Below are 1,619 nucleotides of genomic sequence, written 5' to 3' on the forward strand. Positions count from 1 at the left end.
GACCGCAGTACATCACGTTTATGCGATCCGCCCACTGGCTCATGGTGCGCAGGTCATGACTGATCAGCAAAATCGTGGTGTTGTTATTTTGGTTTAGGCGGCTCAACAAGCGGAATATTTGTGCCTGCGTGGTCGGTTCCATAGCATTGGTCGGCTCATCGGCGATCAGCAGACGCGGCTGATTGGCCAGCGCAATGGCGATCATCACTTTCTGGCATTCACCTTCCGTCAATTCATACGGGAAACTGCGCATGATGTCTTTGTGGTCTTTAATGCCCACGCGGTGCAACAGTTCGATGGCACGCGCTTTGCGCCAGAACCACAAACGCTGATACCAGCGCCCTTTAAACGTCCAGCGTGGGATCGCCTGCATCAACTGGCGGCCGATGCTTTCAGAGGGATCCAGGCAGGATTGCGGTTCCTGGAAAATCATCGACACGTTATGGCCGACAATGCGGCGTCGTTCGCGCGGCGACAAACGCAGCAAATCGATATCATCGAACACCATACGATCGGCTGTGACGCGCCAGTTGTCTTTGGTTACGCCGCAAATCGCCTTCGCAATCAGGCTTTTGCCGGAGCCGGATTCCCCTACCAGCCCACGTACTTCACCTTCACTGAGTGTCAGATTAATGCGATCAACGGCCTTCACCGGACCTTCTGAGGTCATGAACTCGATAGTGAGATTACGAATATCCAGTAACGGCATTATTCAGCTCCCGCTTCTACAGCACGACGGATGCCATCGCCCAGCAGGTTAACGATCAACACACTGACCATCAGCGCGACGCCGGGCAGCATCACGGTCCAGGGCGCGACATAAATCAGCTCCAGCGCATCGCCCAGCATCGCTCCCCATTCCGGTGAGGGCAGCTGTGCCCCTAAATCGAGGAAACCGAGTGCGGCAATGTCGAGAATGGCCATGGAGAGTGAACGCGTAAATTCCCCGACCAGCAGCGGCAGGACATTGGGTAGCACCGCGTTCCACAGAATATTCAGATTGCGCGCGCCATCCAGACGCAGCGCCACCACGTACTCTTTTTCCATCTCGTTATGTACCGCAGTATAGATCTCCCGCACCAGGCGCGGAATGATTGCCAGCAATACCGCCAGCATGGCGTGTTCAAGGCGTGGGCCTAAAAAGGCCACCACAATGATTGCCAGCAGCAGCGAAGGGATGGAGAGCAAGGTATCCAGCACGTGGTTCATTACCGCAGAGCGCAAACCGTGGGTAATGCCGGCCAGCACCCCCAGGATCAGGGCGCAGATCGCGGCTAAAACCGTCACCATGATGGCCGAACCAACCGTTGGCGCTACGCCGCTCAGCAGGCGACTCAATACATCGCGGCCCAAATCATCGGTGCCGAGGAAGAAGGAGACATCCCCGTAGCGCGACCAGGAAGGGGGCAACAGCTGATAGCCGAGGAACTGCTGATCAATGCCATAGGGCGACAATAAGCCGCCAAACAGGCACAGGAATAACAGGGCACCGAAGCCGTACAATCCGATCATGCCACTGGTATCACGATAAAAACGCTGCCAAAACAGACGAAACGGGCTGGGCAGCCGCTTCTCTGCATAGATATCATCGTAAGGCATACCATTCCTTGTGTTTCAAC

The 1,619-nt window shown here is 55.8% G+C and carries 2 protein-coding genes; both read right to left on the reverse strand.

The features are described 5' to 3' along the window. Positions 1-709: ATP-binding cassette domain-containing protein (locus H7A81_RS27175; RefSeq protein ID WP_182059326.1), on the reverse strand; the 709-nt coding region annotated here is incomplete at its 3' end. Then, positions 709-1,599 (reverse strand): putrescine export ABC transporter permease SapC, encoded by an 891-nt coding sequence (sapC, locus tag H7A81_RS27180; RefSeq protein ID WP_097117017.1) that lies wholly within the window; start codon positions 1,597-1,599, stop codon positions 709-711. The genes sapC and H7A81_RS27175, both read right to left, overlap by 1 nt. Between the last annotated feature and the right edge of the window lie 20 nt (positions 1,600-1,619).

Source organism: Pantoea sp. ME81, from assembly GCF_903970985.1.
Taxonomy (GTDB): Bacteria; Pseudomonadota; Gammaproteobacteria; order Enterobacterales; family Enterobacteriaceae; genus Pantoea; species Pantoea communis.